General features: G+C 41.9%; 26 protein-coding genes and 4 tRNA genes. 26 read left to right on the forward strand and 4 right to left on the reverse strand.

The annotated features are described in order from the left end of the window. Positions 1-81 precede the first annotated feature (81 nt). From OC23_RS03965 to OC23_RS04005, 9 genes are all read left to right on the forward strand, one after another. A complete protein-coding gene (locus OC23_RS03965) occupies positions 82-582 on the forward strand; it encodes a hypothetical protein (protein ID WP_038342979.1) in 501 nt (166 codons plus the stop codon). A 147-nt stretch (positions 583-729) separates the two neighbouring features. Beyond that, positions 730-1,047 carry a DMT family transporter gene (locus tag OC23_RS03970; RefSeq protein WP_038342980.1) on the forward strand — a complete coding sequence of 106 codons (318 nt, stop codon included), beginning with the start codon at positions 730-732 and terminating at the stop codon, positions 1,045-1,047. 18 nt (positions 1,048-1,065) lie between these two features. Further along, positions 1,066-1,554: a methylated-DNA--[protein]-cysteine S-methyltransferase gene (locus OC23_RS03975; RefSeq protein WP_038342982.1), complete on the forward strand. Its 489-nt coding sequence runs from the start codon at positions 1,066-1,068 to the stop codon at positions 1,552-1,554. A 349-nt stretch (positions 1,555-1,903) separates the two neighbouring features. Then, positions 1,904-3,124 (forward strand): bifunctional glutamate N-acetyltransferase/amino-acid acetyltransferase ArgJ, encoded by a 1,221-nt coding sequence (argJ, locus tag OC23_RS03980; RefSeq protein ID WP_038342984.1) that lies wholly within the window; start codon positions 1,904-1,906, stop codon positions 3,122-3,124. A 143-nt stretch (positions 3,125-3,267) separates the two neighbouring features. Next, a complete protein-coding gene (gene nadA / locus OC23_RS03985; RefSeq protein WP_038342985.1) occupies positions 3,268-4,332 on the forward strand; it encodes a quinolinate synthase NadA in 1,065 nt (354 codons plus the stop codon). A 140-nt stretch (positions 4,333-4,472) separates the two neighbouring features. Further along, a tRNA-Pro gene (locus OC23_RS03990) sits at positions 4,473-4,549 on the forward strand. A gap of 70 nt (positions 4,550-4,619) precedes the next feature. Next, positions 4,620-4,696: transfer RNA gene (locus tag OC23_RS03995), tRNA-Arg, on the forward strand. 33 nt (positions 4,697-4,729) lie between these two features. Further along, positions 4,730-4,805, forward strand: a tRNA-His gene (locus OC23_RS04000). 4 nt (positions 4,806-4,809) lie between these two features. Next, positions 4,810-4,886: transfer RNA gene (locus OC23_RS04005), tRNA-Pro, on the forward strand. A gap of 827 nt (positions 4,887-5,713) precedes the next feature. Here the strand turns inward: OC23_RS04005 and OC23_RS04010 are convergent. Both OC23_RS04010 and OC23_RS04015 read right to left on the reverse strand, forming a co-directional pair. Next, a complete protein-coding gene (locus OC23_RS04010) occupies positions 5,714-6,130 on the reverse strand; it encodes a hypothetical protein (protein ID WP_038342987.1) in 417 nt (138 codons plus the stop codon). Between the two features lie 61 nt (positions 6,131-6,191). Continuing rightward, on the reverse strand, positions 6,192-6,371 hold the full coding sequence (locus OC23_RS04015; protein WP_032881509.1) for a type II toxin-antitoxin system HicA family toxin: 180 nt from the start codon (positions 6,369-6,371) through the stop codon (positions 6,192-6,194). Between the two features lie 167 nt (positions 6,372-6,538). Here OC23_RS04015 and OC23_RS19255 point away from each other — a divergent pair, with 167 nt between their 5' ends. Continuing rightward, the gene (locus OC23_RS19255; RefSeq protein ID WP_171194746.1) at positions 6,539-6,706 is read left to right on the forward strand and encodes a hypothetical protein; all 168 of its coding nucleotides are present in this window, start codon (positions 6,539-6,541) and stop codon (positions 6,704-6,706) included. A gap of 32 nt (positions 6,707-6,738) precedes the next feature. On the opposite strand, the gene OC23_RS04020 is transcribed toward OC23_RS19255, so the two are convergent. Together OC23_RS04020 and OC23_RS04025 are read right to left on the reverse strand one after the other, a co-directional pair. Beyond that, a complete protein-coding gene (locus OC23_RS04020) occupies positions 6,739-7,800 on the reverse strand; it encodes a phage portal protein (protein WP_038342990.1) in 1,062 nt (353 codons plus the stop codon). Then, positions 7,797-9,566 carry a terminase large subunit domain-containing protein gene (locus tag OC23_RS04025; RefSeq protein ID WP_038343229.1) on the reverse strand — a complete coding sequence of 590 codons (1,770 nt, stop codon included), beginning with the start codon at positions 9,564-9,566 and terminating at the stop codon, positions 7,797-7,799. The genes OC23_RS04020 and OC23_RS04025 overlap by 4 nt, the downstream gene beginning before the upstream one ends. Positions 9,567-9,752: 186 nt before the next feature. Between OC23_RS04025 and OC23_RS04030 the strand changes: the two genes are divergently transcribed. The 16 genes from OC23_RS04030 to OC23_RS04105 all read left to right on the forward strand — a co-directional run bounded on the left by OC23_RS04030 (position 9,753) and on the right by OC23_RS04105 (position 22,409). Continuing rightward, complete coding sequence (locus OC23_RS04030; protein WP_038342991.1) at positions 9,753-10,583, forward strand: GPO family capsid scaffolding protein; 831 nt, start codon at positions 9,753-9,755, stop codon at positions 10,581-10,583. A gap of 28 nt (positions 10,584-10,611) precedes the next feature. Continuing rightward, positions 10,612-11,619, forward strand: coding sequence for a phage major capsid protein, P2 family (locus OC23_RS04035; protein WP_038342992.1), 1,008 nt, complete (start codon positions 10,612-10,614; stop codon positions 11,617-11,619). Positions 11,620-11,622: 3 nt separating this feature from the next. After that, positions 11,623-12,387 (forward strand): phage terminase small subunit, encoded by a 765-nt coding sequence (gene gpM / locus OC23_RS04040; RefSeq protein WP_038342994.1) that lies wholly within the window; start codon positions 11,623-11,625, stop codon positions 12,385-12,387. A gap of 120 nt (positions 12,388-12,507) precedes the next feature. After that, a complete protein-coding gene (locus OC23_RS04045) occupies positions 12,508-12,957 on the forward strand; it encodes a head completion/stabilization protein (protein ID WP_038342996.1) in 450 nt (149 codons plus the stop codon). Further along, a complete protein-coding gene (locus tag OC23_RS04050) occupies positions 12,954-13,163 on the forward strand; it encodes a tail protein X (protein WP_038342998.1) in 210 nt (69 codons plus the stop codon). Before OC23_RS04045 ends, OC23_RS04050 begins: the two co-directional genes overlap by 4 nt. Before the next feature lie 4 nt (positions 13,164-13,167). Next, complete coding sequence (locus OC23_RS04055; RefSeq protein WP_052209136.1) at positions 13,168-13,560, forward strand: putative holin; 393 nt, start codon at positions 13,168-13,170, stop codon at positions 13,558-13,560. Positions 13,561-13,612: 52 nt separating this feature from the next. Continuing rightward, a complete protein-coding gene (locus tag OC23_RS04060) occupies positions 13,613-13,855 on the forward strand; it encodes a phage holin family protein (RefSeq protein ID WP_227505538.1) in 243 nt (80 codons plus the stop codon). Continuing rightward, entirely contained in the window at positions 13,852-14,682 is an 831-nt protein-coding gene (locus tag OC23_RS04065) for an N-acetylmuramidase domain-containing protein (RefSeq protein WP_038343000.1), read from the forward strand. The genes OC23_RS04060 and OC23_RS04065 overlap by 4 nt, the downstream gene beginning before the upstream one ends. Then, positions 14,679-15,188, forward strand: coding sequence for a phage tail protein (locus OC23_RS04070; protein WP_038343001.1), 510 nt, complete (start codon positions 14,679-14,681; stop codon positions 15,186-15,188). The genes OC23_RS04065 and OC23_RS04070 overlap by 4 nt, the downstream gene beginning before the upstream one ends. Positions 15,189-15,190: 2 nt before the next feature. After that, positions 15,191-15,640, forward strand: a complete 450-nt coding sequence (locus OC23_RS04075) for a phage virion morphogenesis protein (protein WP_038343002.1) — start codon at positions 15,191-15,193, stop codon at positions 15,638-15,640. 74 nt (positions 15,641-15,714) lie between these two features. After that, complete coding sequence (locus OC23_RS04080) at positions 15,715-16,239, forward strand: phage baseplate assembly protein V (RefSeq protein ID WP_038343004.1); 525 nt, start codon at positions 15,715-15,717, stop codon at positions 16,237-16,239. Next, positions 16,236-16,583 carry a GPW/gp25 family protein gene (locus OC23_RS04085; protein WP_038343005.1) on the forward strand — a complete coding sequence of 116 codons (348 nt, stop codon included), beginning with the start codon at positions 16,236-16,238 and terminating at the stop codon, positions 16,581-16,583. Before OC23_RS04080 ends, OC23_RS04085 begins: the two co-directional genes overlap by 4 nt. After that, entirely contained in the window at positions 16,580-17,485 is a 906-nt protein-coding gene (locus OC23_RS04090) for a baseplate J/gp47 family protein (RefSeq protein WP_038343007.1), read from the forward strand. The genes OC23_RS04085 and OC23_RS04090 overlap by 4 nt, the downstream gene beginning before the upstream one ends. Next, on the forward strand, positions 17,482-18,012 hold the full coding sequence (locus tag OC23_RS04095; RefSeq protein ID WP_038343008.1) for a phage tail protein I: 531 nt from the start codon (positions 17,482-17,484) through the stop codon (positions 18,010-18,012). The genes OC23_RS04090 and OC23_RS04095 overlap by 4 nt, the downstream gene beginning before the upstream one ends. Before the next feature lie 3 nt (positions 18,013-18,015). After that, on the forward strand, positions 18,016-21,990 hold the full coding sequence (locus OC23_RS19390) for a phage tail protein (protein WP_052209137.1): 3,975 nt from the start codon (positions 18,016-18,018) through the stop codon (positions 21,988-21,990). Next, positions 21,987-22,409 carry a hypothetical protein gene (locus OC23_RS04105; protein WP_227505531.1) on the forward strand — a complete coding sequence of 141 codons (423 nt, stop codon included), beginning with the start codon at positions 21,987-21,989 and terminating at the stop codon, positions 22,407-22,409. The genes OC23_RS19390 and OC23_RS04105 overlap by 4 nt, the downstream gene beginning before the upstream one ends. The last annotated feature ends 28 nt before the right edge of the window (positions 22,410-22,437 follow it).

Below are 22,437 nucleotides of genomic sequence, written 5' to 3' on the forward strand. Positions count from 1 at the left end.
ATTTTGTTTAAAATGTCACTTTTTCGGGATACTGTTGGTTTATACTAACAGTATCTTTTTTGAGTCATTCATGGTGCATAAATGGCTTTAGAACAACAACACAATCCAATAAGAGATAAAACTGCCCAGGTGACCCGGCCAGGAGCAAACCCGCGCTGTGCATCGGCTTCCCGCCCCGACCAGACTGCGGTAGATGGCAGTATGTGGGTCAGTTACTATCATATTCCCGATATGCATGGTGCGGTACAAGAACAGCGGGTAAGACAGGCCCTCATTCCTTTTTCAGAACTGTTGATTGAACATTGCATTGATCTGGATGCACGACATTTGGCGCTTTATCATCAAGCGCCGATCGACAGCGTAACCGTGGCCTTACAGCGCCTCAATCTGGGAGCCTCGTTACAGCAGACCATGCCGCATTATGAGCCTGTCGAGTTGGCCACAGCCCAGAAGCCATCGCAGACAAGGGAACAGGGCAGTGCAGAAAAAAAGGCTGTACACCCTATCTGGAGGTTTTTATCTCAGCTTGTTGCACGTGTGAGGCAATGGCTCAAAGACTTACAGAAGCAACAGGGGCGATAGTTACTTAAGCTTAATTTCCGGCTTTGTGTACATAACACATCACATCATTTTTTATTTTACAGTACACTGCTGGACTTAGGAGGACGACCTCCCTCGAAAGAATCACGTTGGGACGACCCAACCCTTGATAAAGTTGAGTGTAATAACATGGCATGGGCAATTTTAGTTCTGGCAGGCATTTTTGAAGTGGTTTGGGCATACTCGATGAAGTTGTCTGAAGGCTTCACCAAGTTAACGCCAAGTATTGTGACCATTGTTTTCATGATTTTAAGTGTAGTGTTGCTGTCAATGTCAATGCGAACCCTTCCGCTAGGCACGGCATATACCATCTGGACCGGCATTGGTGCGATCGGGTCCTTTATTGTCGGGATCATGGTGTTAAACGAGCCTGTGACCGCGATGCGCATGATTGCAGCGGTTTTGATCGTATCGGGTTTGATGTTAATGAAACTTTCATCAAATTAACCCCTTAAGGAGAATATGATGCAACTGGTTTATATGTATATGGATTCTCCTGTTGGTGCATTAAAGCTGGTTGCACATGATCAGGCACTGGTTGCGGTCATGTGGGATAACGAAGACCATAAACGGGTTCGTTTAGCCGAGCTGGTTGAAGTTCGCCAGCATCCGATCTTGCATCAAGTGAAGCAACAACTAGAACAATATTTTGCAGGGCAACGTCAGCAATTTGACCTGCCTCTGGATTTTCAGGGAACGGCTTTTCAGCAGCAGGTCTGGCAAGCATTATTGACAATTCCTTATGGTGAAACACGTAGTTATAAAGAGATTGCCGTGCAATTGGGGAATGAAAAAGCGGTACGTGCGGTGGGCGCAGCCAATGGCAAGAATCCGATTTCGATTATTGCGCCGTGTCATCGGGTGATTGGTTCGAGTGGGGCACTGGTGGGTTTTGCGGGTGGTCTGGATAAGAAGCAGATTTTACTCGGTTTAGAGCAAAGCCAAACTCCATAATCTGTATTGTTAATACTCGATTTTCATTTCTTTTTGGAATAAGCTACTTAACAGATATGAATCGACATATTTTATGACTTGAACCGTAACTTGGTTATTCGCGAGGCGGCGTCTTGCTTAGTGTAATCCAATATTAGGAATAACCTTCGGTTCGAGTTACTTTGGTTTCGCCCAAAGTAACCAAAGGCATTGTTATCTACAAAACCTGTCCACTTGTTGCATTTGTTTTATCTATCGCAGAAACGGGATATTACACATACCACGCAGGTTGTAGATGACCTTTCCGAGTCTCATATATAGGGTATGTATTCATTTTCTTTTTCATAACAAATTGAATGGAAGTTTAAAAATGGCTGTTGGTGACGTAACTATGCCACTTATGCATGTGGTGCAGGGTGTAAAAATTGGCTCAACTGAGGCGTATGTACGTTATCCAAACCGACGAGATTTAGTCATTTTTGAATTTGCTGAAGGCTCAAAGGTTGCCGGGGTATTTACCCAGAGCGCTTTTGCGGCTGCACCTGTTTTACTCAGTAAAAAACACTTGGCGGAGAACACGCCACGTTACCTGATCATCAACACCGGCAATGCCAATGCTGCTACAGGAACAGTCGGCTATCAAAATGCAGAAGCGACTTGTGCCAAACTGGCCGAGTTAACCGGTGTACAGACGAACCAGATTTTACCGTTTTCAACCGGTGTGATTGGAGAGCAGCTTCCAATTGAACGTTTGCTGCAAGGCATTCAGCCGGCATTAAATACGTTAAATGCCGATTGCTGGGTAGAAGCAGCATCTGGCATCATGACCACTGACACCACACCGAAAGGCGCCTCTGAACAGTTTGAGCTGGATGGTGTGATGTATACCATGACTGGCATCAGTAAAGGCGCCGGCATGATCCGTCCGAATATGGCGACCATGCTGAGTTTCGTTGCAACTGATGCACCGATCAGCCAGGAACTGGTACAGCGCTTATTGCAAACCACGGTTGAGCATTCATTTAACCGCATCACCATTGATGGCGATACCTCGACCAATGATTCCTGTATTTTTGTGGCAACCGGTTTGGCCGGTGGTGCTGAAATCCAGCGTCAGGACGATGCACGTTATCATCAAGTGTTAGAGGTACTGGCCCGTATCATGAACCGTCTGGCACAATTGATTGTGCGTGATGGGGAAGGTGCAACCAAATTCATCACGGTTCAGGTTGAGGGCGGCGCCAATACCCAGGAATGTTGTGATGTGGCCTATAGCGTTGCCGAGTCACCCCTCATTAAAACCGCATTATTTGCTTCCGATCCAAACTGGGGCCGTATCGTGATGGCCATTGGCAAGGCGGGCGTGCCACATCTGGACAGTAGCAAGGTTCAAGTCTGGCTGGGGGATGTGCAAATCTGTCTGGATGGTGGGGCAAACCCGAACTATACCGAAGCCGCAGGTGCTGCGGTAATGGCCGAAAAAGAGATTACTATCCGGATTGATCTTGGTCGTGGTACGGCAAAAGACACGGTCTATACCTGTGACTTTTCTTACGACTATGTGAAAATTAATGCCGATTATCGCTCATAAATTTGCGTTATAATGAAGCCTCCACAGTGGGGCTTTTTTTATAAGCTGGTTTGTGGACAGTGTGATTCTAAGCAAATGATCACCCCGACACCCACGTTATAGCTTTGCAGCGATGCAAGCACGCAGGATAGAGAAGACGTTTTATGAATGATGCGAATTTAATTGCGAACGAAGCCAAAAATATTGTGCAGGCGCATTTAGATCGTTTGGGTGAGCCAAAGGACAATAGCCTTAGCCCGGAAGTGAAACAAGAGAAGTTCGCTCAAATCGCAGCAGAGCTCAAAAAACGCAATGCCGTACTGGTGGCACACTATTACTGTGATCCGGAAGTGCAAGAGCTTGCTGAGCTGACGGGTGGCTGTGTTTCTGACTCACTGGAAATGGCGCGTTTTGGTCGTGATCATCCTGCAACCACGCTGGTGGTGGCTGGGGTTAAGTTTATGGGGGAAACCTCCAAAATCTTGTCCCCTGAAAAAACGGTATTGATGCCGACACTGGAAGCAACCTGTTCACTTGACCTGGGTTGTCCGGTGGATGAGTTCACTGCATTCTGTGATCAGCATCCCGACCATACCGTGGTGGTGTATGCCAATACTTCAGCAGCAGTGAAAGCACGTGCTGACTGGGTGGTAACCTCAAGTTGTGCGGTTGAGATCATTGAACATCTGGATAGCCTGGGCGAAAAAATTATCTGGGCGCCAGATCAGCATCTAGGACGCTATATCCAGAAGAAAACCGGTGCTGACATGCTGTTATGGGATGGCGCCTGTATTGTGCATGAAGAGTTCCGTTCCCGCGGCATTGCGCAGATGAAAGCGCTTTATCCAGATGCTGCAGTTCTGGTGCATCCTGAGTCCCCTGAATCGGTGGTGGACATCGCTGATGCGGTCGGAAGTACTTCACAATTGATTAAGGCGGCCCAGACCTTACCGCACAAGCAGATGATCGTGGCAACCGACCGGGGGATTTTCTACAAAATGCAGCAAGCGGTGCCAGATAAAGAATTATTTGAAGCACCAACCGCAGGTGAGGGGGCTACTTGCCGTTCATGTGCACATTGCCCGTGGATGGCAATGAACGAACTGGATGGAATTTTGCATGTCTTGCAGCATGCTGATCAAGAAATATACGTTGATCCGGCTTTGGCGGAACGCGCAAAATTGCCTTTAGATCGAATGTTGAACTTTAGTGCCTCATTAAAGCGTTAAAAAGCAGCAAAATGCTTGTTAAATATACATTTGATAAGGATTTTTAATATTTTTGAAAAATAGGTGTTGACGTTGCAGGGCGTCACGCCTAGAATGCACACCGTACCGCACGATGTGCGATACAATAAAAGCTGAGAAATCGGAGCATAGCACAGCCTGGTAGTGCACCTGGTTTGGGACCAGGGGGTCGTAGGTTCGAATCCTACTGCTCCGACCAATTAAAATAATGTTGTAAAACATTAGTTTAAGATCGGCGAAGTATCGCTTGATATTTTTATCATCGTTATGCGCCTGTAGCTCAGTTGGATAGAGCATCCGCCTTCTAAGCGGATGGTCACAGGTTCGAATCCTGTCAGGCGCGCCATTTGGTCGCTTGGTACATAGGACCAATATTGTGGTGGATGTAGCTCAGTTGGTAGAGCCCCGGATTGTGATTCCGGTTGTCGTGGGTTCGAGCCCCATCATTCACCCCACACTCGGAGCATAGCACAGCCTGGTAGTGCACCTGGTTTGGGACCAGGGGGTCGTAGGTTCGAATCCTACTGCTCCGACCATCTTCTTGAAAACTATAGAATTTCTTTCTCTAGTAAGCATCCCATGCTGATTGAAGATGATCGTTTAGGTTTATTTATTACCTCAAGCATGAGCGTATAAATGACCATCCCATCTAAGTTTTTTATCCCATTCCAATCCCATCGATTTTTTTTATTTCGTTTGAAAATCACACGAAATGGCCGTTTTTTGCCTTTTAAAAAAAAGAGCAGGGGTAGCGAAATTTTGAAGTAATAAAGTAATAAATTTATTTTAGCTTAATTAATTCAATGACATAGCAAGTAAGAGATAAGTAAGAATTAAGTAAGATATAAGTAATTTATTACTGTATATATTTGTCATATTTCTATATTTCTATTCCTTTATAAATCATATATTTATAAAATATTACTTCTAATATTACAAAAAATTACTCTTATTTGTAATATATATTATTTTTATAAAACAGTGACTTATGGCAATTTATTACTTTATTACCTCTGTTGAGCATGTGACCCAGACAAAGAACAAATAAACCTTCTTTTTCTTGCTTCTCGCTTCTTTGAATGTTCGCTGTATATGGCTCTGTGCTGCTTTGTACCTTTTGCAGTGAAATGCAGTATCGAAAATATAGCCTAAGCATTGAAACGCCCTAATAACGGCATGTGCTGCGCCCTGTTGCGTGATTGGCTGGTCTTGCAGTAAATCAGCCACATTTAGTCAGCGCAGGTGGGGTGGGGCAACTGCGTGCGGTGATGGCTGGGGGGTGTTCAGATGAGAATCACTCTCATTTTTCTGCAGGCCACAAAAAAGCCAGCATTTGCTGGCTTAGTTGGTTAAGGATGTAAGTTTAGGCGACTTGTAAGTCCAACTCCCGTCCCATTGCATGGAAGGCATTTTCTATCGATTCAATCTTTGTCGCATGCTTCAAAGATAATAATCGATCTGCTTGTTTCTGTTGCCAATCGAGACGTCTGGCAAGTTCAGCTTTCGTTACGTTTTGAGCTAACATTTCATTATATAAATAAACTTTAGCTGCAACCAAAAGAGGAAGGGTAACAAAGTATTCCCCTTCCTTTGGACGGGCGGATGGTAATGGAATTGGAATACGATCTTCCATATAAATCATAAAAGCTGATTCAATCCCATCTAGGGCTTCTTTAAGTGCATCTTCTACAGATTCACCGACACTATTTAGCTCAGGAATATCTTGAGAGCTAACCAGAAAATAATTGCCTTCTTGGATAAGCGTTAATAAATATTTCATATTCTGTGTACCTCGACTAACAATTCGAGAAAGGTGTTTAGTCGCTACATGGATCAAGGGGCTAAAGCCCCAAGTCCTTTTTAATCTTCAAACGAGTGCCTTCTGGTATCTCTTTTTTTCCATGACTTGGGAAAACCGTCTTTTTTCCGTTGTATTCAATAATCATGTGAGAACCCTTACCCTTACGTAAAAATATTACACCTTGAGCTAGAAGCCACCGTTTAAATTCGTTGTAGCTCATAAACTCCACCTTGTTTAAACGATAACGCAATTATACGACAAAAATGTCGCACCATCAAGTGTTAATGCGACAAAAATGTCTCAAAAAAAGCTTGAGTTCTTATCGGAATGGAGCGAAAATCCTTATCATAAAGTTAGTTAATTAATTGTTTTTAAAGGTTTTAAAATATGCGTTCTAGTTGGGTGAATGAAGAAATTTTGAAAGCACAGGATAAGCTGGTTCAATTGAACGATCTTTTAACCATGCTTAAAGAGAAAGACCATTCATATTTGGCCGGTGATATCGAAAAAGTTAATTATGATTTAGAAATAATATTAGAGCGTATGAGACCTTAAAAAAAAAGCCCTCATTTTATGAGGGCTTTTTTTTATGCTTTTGTCATTTTATATGGTTTAAATTTAATAACCTCATCGCCAGCCCATTCATTGAATCGTAGTAATCTAGATTGTAGTGGGGCAATTTCATTATGATAAAAAACCTCTGTTGCGGATTTAATATCACCGAATCCACCCGCATTACTAGGCACAATTCCCATGAGTTGTGGAGGAATGCGCAGCGCAGCTAATGTATCGTCACGGGTAATCGATTTGATATTAGAGAAATCATCCTTCGCTGCGATTTCAGATGTCGGAATAATTTGAATGCCGTCTTTTTTACCATTGGGGCTGTAGTAAAAAAGGTTACGGAAATTGCCTACACCTTTACTTTGTTTCAATGCCTCTCGTAAAGTAGTAATGTCCTTTTGATCGGCTGCGGGATCATTCACATATAAGATGAACCCAGCATGTGAGCCATTATTATAATATTTACGTCTAAACAGCGTTGCCGATTCATTTAACCATGCACTTTGTAACGCTGAAATATATTCTGGTGTCCCATAGATCTCTTGATCGATATCAGTTTCACGGATCTGGCAAATACGGTTATAGCCAAACTCATGTTCCGTGTAGCCTTTATGATTATTGTTTAAATAGAAATATTGCCCAGCATGTTCTCCAGCGCGAGTATATTTTGCCAAGGCCGGTTTATATTTGATGGTGTTGTTTAGACGCGAGCGGACATCTTCGACGTAAGTATTTCCACACCAGATATAATCTAAAGCCATTTGCTCAAAGCCCATCCGGTCTAAATGAGGATGGGGGATAAATAGATTAGATAAAAAATTACGTTTAAAGATAATTCCGCTGCTTAAATAAGGAGTGGATTTCCAGCTTTTCGACAATCCTTCCATGCTAACTTTCGGTTCATAGAAGCGACCATTGAACCAGCATTCCATATAATTGGATAAGTCATGGCCATCAAGAATCGGAACTGCATCTCCAAAAGTAAAAGCTTCTGTATTTTGGGTGGGTAGGGTTTGTTGAATGCTCTGAGGCAAGTAACTCATAGCATTTGTTAATAAGCCTTGTGCTTTAGAAAAAAGGTTCATGAATAGATTTCCAACATAGATGAGTTTCGTTCGGTAATGCCTGCAAGCGGTTCGTTATAAATTGCATGCATGAGAGCCCACGCTAAGTCAGCGTGTCCGATTTCTTCGGAACGGCCTGATGTAAACGTGATTTGTTTCTGACTTGCGGTTAAAGTTTTCTTGATGCTCATTAATGATTGAGCTAAGTCTTTGTCTCCAGCATCAAATTCGAGTCGTCCATTGCGAATGACATCAAGTGTCTTATAGACAAGTTGTGTTTTGACTTCTGGTGAATAGTTGAATGTGGTTAAAGCTGGGAAGAACTCGGCGACCAATTCTGCAACGCCATAGCCCATGCCAGTCGTATCGATACCGATGTATTCAACGTTATAACGGAGCGTTATGTTTCTGATGTGCTCGGCCTGTTCCGCAAAGTTATCACCTTTAAATTGATGCCGCTCCAAAACACGGAATTTTCCGCCGGCAACAAGAGGAGGGGCTACGACAACCAAGCCCGCATTATCGCCACTTAATGCAGGATCGTAGCCCACCCATACTGGCTTGTTGGCAAATGGTCGGTTATGCCAAGCCTTGAAATCATCCCAGATTTCTAAAGTATCGACCATGCATGATTGGAGCATCCCAAGTGGGAACATGGATTGACCATCATCCACAAATTCACACATCAAAAGATTGGCAAAGTCATTTGGTGAGTATTCAAATCGCAACCGTTCAATATTGAAAAGGTTACATCCACCTGCTTCGGCATCTTCAACGGTTACGATCTGACGCCAGATGAAGTCTTCACATAGTTTCCCTTTGGCCAGTGCTTTATGTGATACATCAATTTTTAAATGTTGCGCTTTTGGCTTGCCTTTATTGAAACGTGTTCCTGTCCAGAATGGGTAAGCTTCATGGGTGATGGTAGAGGGAGTTGAAAAATAGGTTTTGCGCCATTTCTCATGCATCGCCATACCGGAGGCAACTTTTTCTAACTCTTGGAAACCATACGTCCAAAAGATTTCATCAAAATATAGATTGCCGTGATGTCCTTGGGCTGTACGATAATTTGTCCCTAAAAACAGCAACTCTGCGCCATTTGATAAGACAATTGGATCGCCAGTTAGCTCGACACCACATACGTCTGCAGCAAAAGCCTTAATGTAAAATTTGAAAATATGGGCTTGGGCTTTGGATGCCGATAAAAAGATTTGATTCCGGCCAGTTCGTAAAGCATCGACCAACGCTTCGCGCGCAAAGTAATAAGTTGCACCGATTTGTCGACTTTTTAGAATCATGCGTGAACGTTCATCCATCGCCCGATACCAAGTCCATTGGTAATCGAAAAGGTTCTCTTCAAAAGCAAGAATGAGTTGCTCGATTTGTTCTTCGGTAAAATGGTTTGGAATACTCTTCTTCGGTGCTTCATTCCGACGACGAATGTTGGGGTTTAGATCGGCTTCATTACCATCCAGACGATACTTTTCGATACGAGCAAATTCTTTATATGCCCGCATCAAAACGTCGATTTCTTTGATATCACCAGATGTTTTTTTATTTTTTAAAATCAGGGTCATTAGGCGCACTGAGAGTGCATTTTCAACCCTATTCTCTGGTTTCTCTTTTTCCCAATCCTCGCGTTTTTTCCAAGCCTGGACTGTCCTTTCGTTTTCATTGAGTACTTCAGCGATATCGACAATTTTCCACCCAAGCCAGTACAAAAACTTGGCTTTAAGTTTGTTGTCCATTATCAGGTGAAGACTTGCTATAGGGGATAAGTCATTCATTGCCAAACGGTATTTGCTGTAAAACGCAAACATTGGCAGTCCGAAATTGATTTCGCAGTCTCTAGGTTTTGTATGTCAGTTATATACAAAACTATCAAATTGCCGTGAATAGCCTTCATTCTCCATTCTGCACCTATTCGAAAAAACGTGATTTTTCATTCATCAATTCAACGAATAGGTTTGCAAATGAGCAAAGAGGAAAAGAAATACAAATCCAAGTGGTTTCGTATTGCCGTAGCAGGGGATACCACGGACGGGCGTGAGATTCAGCCCGAATGGATTATTCAAATGGCTAAAAATTATAGTCAAAGCGTCTACGGTGCACGACTGAATATTGAGCATATTCGTGGAATCATGCCTGACGGTGTTTTCGGTGCTTATGGTGATGTCACTGCATTAAAAACTGAAAAAGTAGATATCAATGGCGTTCAAAAAGATGCCTTATTCGCACAGATTGAACCTACAGAAGCTTTGATCGAACTCAACCGCAAACGCCAAAAAGTTTTTACGTCAATGGAAGTTGATGAGAGTTTTGCCAATACAGGCGAGGCATATTTGATTGGTTTGGCGGTAACAGATAGTCCTGCTTCACTTGGTACAGATATGCTCAAGTTTGCAGCGCAACAAGCAGAAAATCCGCTTAGTGCCAAGAAGCTCCGTCCAGAAAACTTATTCAGTGCAGCAATTGAAACAAGCATGGAATTTGAAGAGGTGAACGAGCCTCAATCTTATTCGGCTGGCTTTTTAAACAAAGTAAAAAGCATGTTCAAAAAGCAAGAAAAAACAGAGCAATCATTCTCTGAACATGAAGAAGCAATTATGGAAATTGCGAATGAAACCGCGACTCAAGGCGTGGCCGTTTCAAAACTTGAAAACGATTACTCAACATTGAGCAATCAGCATGAGCAGCTCCAGCAAGACTTCAATGATCTGAAAGCAAAGCTTGATAGCGAGCCGAATACAGCATCCCGTCCGACTTCTGCAAATTACAGCATGACAGAAGAAGTTGATTGTTAATCCAGAATATAGAATAGAGCAAAATTAAATGCGTTCAGAAACACGTAAAAAATTTAATGCCTCAATGGCAAAATTAGCAGAAATTAACGAAGTTGAAAGTGTCAGTCATAAATTCGCTGTTGAACCAACTGTCCAACAACGTTTAGAAGACAAGATCCAATTATCATCAGGATTTCTAAAACGAATTAATATCCATTTAGTACAGGAACAATCGGCTGCTGCCGTTGGTTTAGGTATCTCACGTCCGATTGCTTCACGTACCAATACCAGTACGACTGACCGTCAAGCAACAGATCCGACTGGTCTTGATGAACGTAGTTATTTCTGTGTCAAAACAGATTTCGATACTGCCATCAAATATCAGAAATTAGATCAATGGGCGAAGTTTAAAGACTTTTATGCGCGATTCAGTGGCCAGATTCAAAAACGTCAGGCGCTTGATCGCATCATGATTGGTTTTAATGGTACCTCGATTGCGAAAACCACTGACATCGAAAAAAATCCAAAGTTACAGGATGTAAATAAAGGCTGGTTACAGAAACAGCGTGAAGAAAACCCTGAGCGTGTGATGTCATCCGGCGCAGAACAAGATGTAATCACCGTGGGTTCAACGGGGGATTATAAAAACATTGATGCTCTGGTCATGGATCTGGCAAATGAGATGATTGATGAAGTCCATCAAGATAATCCTGATCTTGTCGTGATTTGTAACCGTAAAACTGTATCGGATAAGTATTTCCCACTGGTAAATAAAGACCAGGAGAACTCGGAAAAACTGGCGGCTGATTTGATTATGAGCCAAAAGCAAATCGGTAGTTTACCTGTATATGCCGCACCATTTTTCCCAGAGGGTGTGATTTGGGTAACGACCTTTGACAATATCTCAATCTATGTGCAGGAAGGTGCTCGTCGTCGTACCGTAATTGACAACCCGAAGCGCGATCAAATTGAAAACTACGAATCATCAAATGAAGATTATTTCATTGAAGATCTTGGTCTTTCAGCTATGGCTGAAAATATCAAATTGGTAGCGTAAACCATGTCCTTAGCACGTAAACATTTCCAAAAATTCCGTGCGAAAGCTGCAGCCGAAATGGCTGCAGAATTTGGCACGATGAAAGATTTATCTGCGTATGAATTGCAGCTTAGTCAATTGAATAGTGACCGGAGTCGATTAAAGCAATACCAATCGACTGAAACTAAAGCGCAGCTTAAACGTGAGTTATTGCCAACATATATGCCTTATGTAAACGGTATTTTAGAGGCTGATAAGAGTGTTCAAGATGCGGTCTTTATGGAAATTATGGTTTGGTGCATTGATACCGAAGACTATAAAAAAGCACTCGAGATGGCTGCTTTCGCATTACGTCATAAGATGATCATGCCAGACCGGTTTGATCGTAAAACGGCTGTCGTTGTTACTGAAGAAATTTCAAACGCCTTCCTTCGTCAACTCAAAACGAGTGCTGAAGTTGATGTTGAAGTTCTTCAGGAACTACATGAGATTGTAAATAACGCTGATTTGCCACCTGATGTCTTGGACATGCCCGACCAAGTAAAAGCAAAACTTCTGGTTGCTTTGGGTAAAGCGGAATTGAAACTGATCCAAGCAGAAATGAAGGCAGCAAATATTCTGGATGATTTGTTGCCGGCAAGCATTCAGGCAAAAGCGCAAAAAGTGCATGACTATTTAGACCGGGCAGTTCAATTAGATGATCGTTGCAACGGTAAGCAGGATCTAAAAGTCGTTACAACGCTTCTGAAAAAAGCCATTCAATCAAATAAACAAGCCGAAGCAGATTAAAAGACAGAATCTTAATCGGCTTAAACAAGTGCCCACGCACCGCACTGGCGAACACGGTGATGTCATTACAGAGTGATAGTCATTAAGCCGTGTTCCCACCAGTGCACTAATGGGGGAGTTATGAGTTTCGTTGCAAATGGAAATTTCACACCTAGCGACATAGTTTTAAAAAGCAATCCATTTTTTCCGTCAGTTTCTCTTGATGACCTACGCAAGCAATTTCGTCTGGATGGATCTGTGACAAATGAGCGTTTAAGGCAAAGTGTTATTGAAGAAGTGATCGATGTAAATCGTCTGCTAAGTCAGTTAATGGGGCAAGTAGAAAAGCTTTCTGATCTTTCAAAAGGGGAGATCGATGGGACGCCAGAGACTGATTATTTATATTTTTCTGCTGTGTTTAACGGAGTGGCAGCGAAGGTCAACGAAAAATATCGGGGCTATGACAGTACAAATGCCGGGCATAAAAATGCCGATGAATTAGTTCCTACAATTGATGAGTATCGACGCAATAAACATTGGGCGATTCAACAATTACTTGGGCAAAACCATACGGTAGTAGAACTGATATGAGAGTTACCCAAACCATTCAGCACGACACAATCGATAGTATTTGTTGGCGCATATATGGCCGAAGCTCAGGCGTAGTTGAAAAGGTTCTGGAGGCCAATCCTCAACTTGCAGACTTTGGCGTGATTCTTCCTATTGGTACCGAAATTAACTTGCCTGATCTGGATACACCTCAACAAACAAAACAGACCATACAACTTTGGGATTAATCAAATGGCAGAACCAACAACGTCTACGGTGGCAACAATTTCGGGATCAGCATTCATTGCGTCACTGATGCCTTTTGTAGATGGAGACGCAATTTTTGGGGCAATCGTAGGGGCTGCATGCGTAGCGTATTATTCAAATGAAAGCAGCTATGCCAGACGTATTTCGGCCTTTCTGTTGTCATGTGCTTTAGGCTATCTACTCGCACCACAATTCCTGAAATACAACCTATTTTTTATTGAAAGTCTAGCTGCTGCAGCGTTTGCAGTTTCAGCTTTCGCAATTCTTATTCTCGACAAGGTTTTTATTTGGCTTAGAAATGCATCTCTAAGTGATATTGCATCCAAAGCAATTGATTTTTTGAGCACATTTAAAAAGCCTAAAAAAGGTGGAGACTAAAGTGTTTAATTTATCCATTTCTCATTTAGAACAAATTTATTCATTCATTGCTGTGGCTTGCTATGCAATCTCAGCAATCAGAATTATCTGTTTTGATGGTTCTATTTACTCTCACAAATTTATGCATAAGAGCCTTTCGTTCGCTTTGATCGTCGGGTTCCTTTGTATGGGAATAAATATCCTCTACTTAAAAGATCCAGTCACTTTTTGGGATGCATTTTTCGCCCTATTCCTTGTCATCTTAATTTGCCGGTCTAAAGGCAATATCGCAAAACTAATTTGGAGTACAACTTGATTTTAAAATTCGGTTCACGTGGTGAGGCTGTTTCAACATTACAAAAGCAGCTTGTTAATCTGGGCTATAAAGGTGTTAGGGGTAAGCCTATTGCAGTTGATGGAATATTTGGGGCAAGTACAGAATTTGCTGTGCTTCAGCTACAACGAGCACATGGCCTTGTTGCTGATGGCAAAGTTGGGGACAAAACTCGTATGGCTTTGGCTGGTAATACAGTTTCTAAACTTTTGAAGGATGAGGATTATAAAAGTGCCGCGAAACGCTTGGGCGTTCCGGAGCTGGTTATCCGTGTATTAGGAATGGTTGAAAGTAAAGGAGCTGGTTTTTTAAGTAATGGCAAGGTCAAAATTTTATATGAACGTCATCGAATGTATTTTTATCTTGGACAGGCAATCAGTAAAACATTTGCGAATGAACAAATGAAGAAAGTCCCTAATCTAGTCAACTCGGCTGCAGGGGGATATAAGGGTAATGAGGCTGAACATACCCGCTTAACTTTAGCAAAAAATATCCATGAGAACTCGGCATTAATGTCATGTAGCTGGGGGATGTTTCAGATTATGGGGGAAAACTGGAAAGACCTTGGTTACTCCTCGGTTCAAGAATTTGTTGCTCAACAGGCCATTAGTGAATCACACCAGATGGAAGCCTTTTTACGATTTATCGAATGGAAGCCTGGACTGTTAGCTGCATTGAAAAAACAGGATTGGCATACTGTCTTTACGTTATATAACGGTTCCAATTATAAAAAATTAGGTTATCAAGCCAAGTTTCAAGCTGCATGGGATTTATTAGAGCCAATTTATGGAGATAAACGAGTCGCATGAAAAAACCGGAGAGCCTGCGTCAACACATGCTAAATGCTGTCAGTGAGTTAAGACGTGATCCTGAACGGATGTTAATTTTTACCGAAGAAGGCAATATCCGAAGTACATTAGCGAACGGCTTGTCTTTCGAGTATGAATATGAATTAAGTTTTATTCTTACTGAGTACGCAGGAGATCTGGCTGCAGTGATGATACCTTTACTTCAATGGGTTCGTGTTAATCAGCATGAACTCATGGTTAATTTGGGAAAGAATAAGGATGCATTTAAGTTTGAAACGGTGATTTTAAATAATAATACCGTTCATCTTTCCATGTCTTTTCCAGTAACTGAACGTGTAATCGTACAGCGTTTACCAGATGGAACATTGGATATTAGTTATCCTGATGAGCCGAAATATGAAACCGCAGCCGAGCCTACTTTGTTCAAAATGCACGACCAAAAAACAGGTGAGCTACTTGCCGAATGGTTGTCTTCAGAACCTGAAAATCAATATTTCGGGCATTAACTATGGCTGAGTTACAAGCACTTACGGATCATCTGGGCTCAATGTTATTGCAGCTCAGTGATGCCGAACGAAGAAAGTTAGAGACCGAAATTGGCCGTAAGGTTCGGACTTCGCAGAAGAAACGAATCACAAAACAATTGAACCCAATGGGTGAGCGATTTGCTCCCCGTAAAAATCGCATAATGGATAAGCGTAATAAAATAAAAAATAAGATGTTCAATAAGATCAAAAATACTAAATGGATGCGTATTCAAAAGACTGCTGAAGGAGTTGCTATTGGTTTTACAGGCCGTGTGGCTTTTATTGCCGGAGTCCACCAGTTTGGTTTACGCGATAAGGTCGACAAGGATGGGCCAACTGTAAAATATAGTAGACGAGAAATTTTGGGTTTCACTCCGGAGGAAATCGAAATGATTGAACAAGATGTCTTGGCACATATTTCAGTGAAATAAAAGAAAATTTGTATATAACTCACATACAAACGTAAAGGAATGAAATAAACATTCAGCTGCATAACGATTGCAGCATGAATGCAGACATCAATCGTCGTCTTGAGAATTTGATCCGTATGGGCAAGATCAAGACGATTCACCCCGCAAAACCTTATATGACAGTCACCGTCGAAATTGGCGAGATTACGACTGCAGAAATCCGTTATTTAAATTTAACCAGTTCAACTTGGCATCCTCCTAAAAAAGGGGAGGAAGTCATTGTTTTTAGCCCGTGCGGTGTTCTTGAAATGGCCGTTGCATTTGGTGGACTGAATAATGAAATTAATCCAGCAGTTTCAGAGGATTTGAATAAATACATTCAGATATTTTCTGATGGTTGCATCCTTTCCTATGACAGCAAAAACCATCTACTTGAGGCCATTTTACCGGAAGGCGGTAAGGCTCGATTGAAAGGCGACTTATATGTTGATGGAGGTATTCATTCCACCAAAAACATTACCTCTGATGCTGATGTGATCGCTGGGAATATTTCTCTCAAGAAGCACAAAACATCTGGTGTGAAGGCTGGTAATGAAAATTCGCAGGGGCCGGTTCCATGATTAATAAAAATAATGGCCAGCGACTCAATTCGATACAAGCCTCAATAGAGCAATCACTTGCTGACATCGCAACCACACCTATCGGCTCTCGAATCATGCGTCGAGAGTATGGCTCACTTGTCGCTGAACTATTGGATCAGCCAATTAACGATAGCCTTGTTTTGAAATGCTATAGCGCACTTTTTACAGCTGCTTCCACATGGGAGAACAGAATCAGCATTAATCACATTCGACTTGTTTCTGTACAGGGTAGTGGATTGGTTTTTGACATTGAATGTATTTACCAGCAAACGGGACAGGAAATGAATTTAAGAATTCCATTAAATATGGGGGCATCTAAATGAGTGTCGATTTTAGCCAACTTGCTCCGCCAGATATTATCGAATCAATTGAGTATGAGGAAATTTTAGAGCAGAGGAAAACGGATCTGATTCTTAAACATTCCGAAGATGAGAGGGCAGAGATAACTGCAGTCTTACAACGTGAAAGTGAGCCTTTAACAAAATATCTTGAGGAAAATGCCTATCGTGAAGTTGTATTGCGTAATCGAATCAATACGGCTGCACGTGCGGTATTACTTGCCTTTGCGAAAGGAAACGACTTGGATCAGGTCGGGGCTAACTATAACGTTAAACGATTAGTGATAAAGCCCGCTGATAATTCAAAGGTGCCACCAATTCCAGCGGTTATGGAAAGTGATGAAGTATTCCGTGAGCGTATTCAATTGGCGTTTGATGCTTTGTCCGTTGCCGGCCCTGAATCAGCATATAAAAAATTTGCCCGTGATGCGGATGGACGTGTTGGGGATGTCTCTGTAATTTCTCCGGCACCTTGCTATGTCACTGTAACCATTTTACAAGCTGATTCAGAAAATGGGGCAGCATCCCCAGAGTTAGTCGCAATTGTAAATAGGGCTTTGAATAAAGAGGATGTAAGGCCGGTGGGAGACCGGCCTACAGTTCAATCGGCAAAGATTGTTAATTATTCAATTAATGCCAAGCTATTTATTGGTAAAGATCCAGAGGCTGCAACGTTACTTCAACAGGCCTATCGAAATGTCACAGCTTATGCAACTAAACAAAAACGATTAGGGCGTTCAATTCGGCTCTCTGCGATTTATGCAGCCTTGCATATTGAAGGTGTCAACCGTGTTGAGTTAATCAGTCCAAAAGCTGATGTTGTTTTGACACCGGAACAAGCCTCATTTTGTACCAATATTAAGCTGGATATTGGTGGTGTTGAATGAAGAATTTACTTCCTCCAAATAGTACGGCCTTTGATCGTAATGTCTCGGAAGTTTCTTCAAAAAATATGGAACTGCCGGTCGACATAAAAACGATTTCATCAATTGATCAAGCGCCTGATGAATTCCTTTCGTTTTTGGCTTGGCAGTATTCCGTGGATTCATGGGACACGGACTGGCAGCCATCACTTCAACGTGAACTGATTAAAAAGTCTTTCCGTCAGCACCAGATTAAGGGAACAAGGACAGCTATTCGAGAGGTTCTCGCACAATTTGGTTATACCTGTGACTTTCAGGAATGGTTTGATCAAAAGCCAGAAGCTGCACCAGGAACATTCACAATGTCGCTGGATCTGAATGGCCTTGAATTAACAGAAGCAACCTATGCAGAAGTAAACAGGCTCATCAAGGATGCAAAGCCGGTCAGTCGCCATTTAACGAATCTAGTAATCAATGTCCAACCGATTTGTATGCCCCATATCGCAGTCGGCTGTCATGGGGCAGAAACCGTTTCAATTTTTGTAGAGTAAATCATGGCTGCAACTTATAAAGGTATTTTAACAAACAACGGTAAAGCTCTGATTGCCAGTGCAACCGTTAAAAATAAAATCAATTACACCCATATTGCAGTGGGGGATGGTAAAGGATCTGTTCCGGTACCCTCTGAAACTCGTACTGCTTTAGTCAATGAGAAAGCACGTATTGCTTTAAATGTTGTTGAGATTAATCCAAACAACACAAATCAAGTAATTTGTGAAGCAATTATCCCAAGTAAAGTTGGCGGATTTTATATTCGTGAGCTTGGCCTATATGCTGATAAAACTATGGTTGTTAACGCAAGTTATCCTCCAACATTAAAGCCGTTACCCGATGAAGGTGGTGCCCGGGAAGTCGCAATTAAGATTGTGATTAATGTGCAAAATGCGGAAGTTTTGGCTCTATATTTAGATGACTCCCTAATCTATGCGACCAGAGAGTGGGTAAAGACCAATTATGTGCCACGTAGTGAAATTATTGATAATTTAACGACAAATGATGGTACAAAGCCACTATCTGCAAAACAGGGTAAAAAGCTACAAGATGAAAAGCTGGCTAAAACTGCAAATGCAGTCAGTGCGACGAAGCTGGAGTTAGCGCGAAGTATCAATAATATACTATTTGATGGAACTTCCGACATCTTGGTTCAACCGGTCTCTGAACGTATTTCTAGTGATAATGATTTAAACGACTATGATCAAGAAGGCTTCTTTCATTGTCCTATGACTGCTCACGCAGCCACATTAAAAAACTGTCCTGTGAAGGTTGCTTTCTGTTTGCATGTAGAAAAAAGTGCAGGCGTTACACAAACTTTGAAAGCTTATTATTCATCACTCATTTATGTTCGATCAATGTATCAATCTAAATGGACAGAATGGAAACAAGTAGCGCTTACTGATTCTAATGTTGCTTCAGCGTCAAAACTTTTAACTGCTAGAACAGTAAGCTTTAGTGGTGCGGCTACTGGAGCATTTTCTTATGATGGTTCTGCTAATTCATCGTGTATTTTAACTCTTGCGAATTCAGGAGTAGTGCCAGGTACTTATGGCGATACCATCAATATTCCTGTTTTGACAATTAATGCTAAAGGTCTTGCGACCGTTGCAACAAAAGTACCTATTCGCAATGCCTCGACAACGACTTCAGGTGTTGTGCAGCTTAATGATACAACTACAAGTACAAGTAAAAATCAGGCAGCTACAGCGAATGCTTTGAATACACTTAATGAACAGAAAGTTGATAAGGTCACTAAGCTCGGATCAATTGTTAAATATCGTGATCTTGCAAGTTTTTATGCCGGTTCAGCTACAGGTGCGATCATCATTAAGCCTCCAGCCAAACTGGCCAAAACAGCTTCAACAATGTTACGTATGAGCATAGAAGGCTTTAACTATGCGAATAATACATCGTGGACAGCAGAAATTGCAGGTTATCATTATCCTCCTACCAAAAGCTGGTTAAATACTTCTGCCACAGTCAATGGGCGAGCACCTTTTGAAACTGTACGTTTTGTTCGTAATGCCGAAGATGAGTTACATATTGTTTTAGGCGATGAAAAAACGCGTTGGCTATATCCAACAATCTGGATCAGGGAGCTTCTTGCTTCATTTAATTACCCAGGCAGTTGGGCTGAAGGATGGTCAATTGAGACTTCAGCAAATCTTTCTGATTATACCGTGATCTCTACTCCTGAAATTTTAGGGACAGGCTTGGTTGACTCTGCTAAGAAGCTTGCAAAGCCCTTTAAAATCAATGGAGTTGAATGCGATGGTACAAGTGATGTGGTCGTTACCACTGCACCGGCTTTAGGTGTCAATAATAAGGATTCAACCACAGGTCTAGGTATCTCACTTTATAATGGCGCAGCGACTGGTATGCCCTCCTATGGTATGGCTTTTGCTGGAACCGGTACATTTGGTAAGCATGGTAAAGTCGTCGGGGATTGGGCCACATATCTAACGACAGCAAATGATCAAAATCGAGGGTGGATCTTTAAGCATGTAACGTCCGGAAACGTTGCCTCAATTAATGGTTTCGGTGATTTTACTGGTCGTGATTTTTATGGAAATTTCAAGGGCCGTGCAGATGAAGCAGTACAGTGTGTGGTTACTGATAAGCGAATATTTAAACCGAATGAAATCGATAATGGCCGTGCACAAATCTATTTCACAAGCGAAGGAGGACTAAACACAGATAAGGTCAACTCTCGTTATGGAGACTTCCTGGTACTAAATTCATATAGAGATAAAACAGGGGGAGACGTAAACGGGTTATTTTTCCCCAAGAATTTTAGTCAAGGTTTACTTCATTATCGTGGTTCTTTTGAAGGGGATAGCTGGCATACAGTTAAAGAAATTGCTTATACCGATAGTAATATTTCTGGAAATGCTGCAACTGCAACGAAATTACAAACTGCTCGTACTGTCAGTTTTGGTGGAGCCGCTTCAGGTGCATTTTCTTTTAATGGCTCTGCAAATTCATCGTGTATTTTAACTCTTGCGAACTCTGGAATTGTATCAGGAACATATGGTGATACGCTTAATATTCCAGTTCTGACCTTTGATGCTAAAGGCCTTGCGACTGTTGCTACAACAGTGCCTATTCGTCGGGCAACTACGGGACAGACGGGTATTACCCAATTACATGATGGCCTTAATAGCACATCTGTAGCTCATGCTTTAACTGCAAAACAAGGCAAGTTATTAGATGAAAATAAGATTAACCATGGTGATTATGGGCTGGGCAAAACGGTAGTTTGGCCGACTGGAAAGAATTTCAGTGAGATTACTGATGATAACTCATTCTATATGAGAAATAATTCTGCGCCACCGGATAGCCCTTTCCCAGGCGCTACAAAATTAATAAATATTGGTAACAAGGCCTGGAACTCTCAGATCGGTTTGGCTGCCTATGAAAACCGTATGATGTTGCGCTCTCGTGTAACTGCGGATGGTGCATTTAGAGCATGGCGCGAGTTCGCATTCACTGATAGCAGCATTACCGGTAACGCAGGCACTGCAACTAAACTTGCCTCACCTCGTAAGCTTAATGGAGTGGACTTTGATGGTACACGCGATATTAGCTTAGAGGCACCTCTGTTAAATCAACAGACCATTACATCTTTGGCTCAGGTTGATAAAGCTGTTTACGATGGTAAACATACCGTTATTGAAGTGAAAATTGCTGGACTATATGGCTATGGAATTTTGCATGTATATAGATCCGGGGGATGCTGCCATCAAACATATTATCCACATGTCAGAAGCGGAGGAAATAACAATGTTATTGCTGTCCGCCAAAGCTGGAATACAAACGGGGATATTGCAACTTGGGGTGAATGGACAGTAGTTGGTTCAAATGATGACACCAAGTTTTTTGCTGAAGGATCGCTTGCATCATTAAAACAAAATGAAGACGTAGCCTGGAATGCAAAATCGGGCGTTTATACAAAACTGGAAGGTGGGGCTACTCGTTTAATTACACAGTTTTTAGGTTACGGATCGACTGGAGCCCTGCAACTTCAAGCAAGCTACGGGAATGGCGGTTTATTTTATCGATCAGCAAGAGATGCAGTGGGCTTTGAAAAGCCTTGGGAACGTATTATTACAGAGACTGGAGCAGCCTTTACAGGAGGCGTTTCAGCACCAGATTTTTATGGACGTTTTCATGGTACCGCAACCAATTCTTTAGGTGAAAATCAACGTCCACGTAATGTGACGGGTAGCCGGTTTGCCAATACTTTGTATACAAATAGCCGAGATCAACCATTGTGGTTAAATGTTGTGATTAAGGCTCCAGATCGTGATGGCGGCATACATATTGTTGTTGATGATGAAACTGTAGCAGAGCTGTGGTGTGACGTTGGTAAAGGTGGTTCTGTTTTAACAACGTTATCAGCAATGGTTCGCCCTTGGGGCACTTATAGCGTGCCAAAAGGCGCCATTATCAAGTGGGTAGAGTATTTAGCATGATGAAATATTATCGAAATCTTGAAACGCAAAAAGTCCATGCTTTTGAAGCAGACGGCTCTCAAGACTTTCTTATCACAAGTAAGTTTAAAAAAATGTCGGATGATGAAATTGACCGGCATATTAATGCTGAAAAATATTTGAGTGCAGAAGAGCGTGAGCGAATTCGACTCGATCAGTTTGGAGCACTAGATCGCCGGCAATTAAAACTGGCTTTGTTAGAAAATGATTTGCTTACTATGCTGGAAACTGCAATTCAAGCAATTGATGATCCAAAGCTGAAAATGCGTATTCAAATTGAATATGCAGAGTCTGAAAAGTTTTATCGTTCTGATGAAGCCGTGATTTATATGTTGCATGAATTACTTTCATTGACGACTAAACAGATTGATGAGTTATGGGGATATGCATTAACGCTATAAATTTTTGTATATAACTCACATACAAATC

This window comes from Acinetobacter sp. A47 (assembly GCF_000805455.1).
GTDB lineage: Bacteria > Pseudomonadota > Gammaproteobacteria > Pseudomonadales > Moraxellaceae > Acinetobacter.